This is a genomic window from Vibrio sp. S234-5 (assembly GCF_000960595.1).
Lineage (GTDB): Bacteria > Pseudomonadota > Gammaproteobacteria > Enterobacterales > Vibrionaceae > Vibrio.
Genome location: NZ_JZAM01000377.1, coordinates 1 through 390 on the forward strand (window position 1 = coordinate 1; position 390 = coordinate 390).

Here is a 390-nt window from a genome sequence, read left to right on the forward strand (position 1 = left end):
GTTCAGAAACGAGTTCGAAGTCATCTTGCTGTTTGATGAGGTCAGCAAAGTAGCGCGCTTTCTCGATACTTTGATCGATCAATAGTTCGTAGCCTGGGCGACTAATAATGTGCATCGCCGCATACACTAACATGGCCATGCCTGAGCGAGAGCCTTCTAGTGTATGACTACCTAAATCTTTTGAACCTTTACGTAAGATGTATTGCGCATGGTGTTCAATGGATTTCATCGCGTCTGGGTCTTTGAACAACACCATGCCTGCACCCATAGGGATGTACAGTTGTTTGTGCGCGTCGATAGTCACTGAGTCAGCCAGTTCAACACCTTCGAGAAGGTGACGGTAATGATTAGACATCAACGTTGCACCACCCCAAGCGGCATCTACATGGA

Annotated in this window: 1 protein-coding gene; it reads right to left on the reverse strand. The window is 47.2% G+C overall.

The window, feature by feature from the left end; translation table 11 throughout:
- The coding region (locus tag UF06_RS21615) for a pyridoxal-dependent decarboxylase (RefSeq protein ID WP_242402048.1) at positions 1–390 on the reverse strand (390 nt) is incomplete at both ends.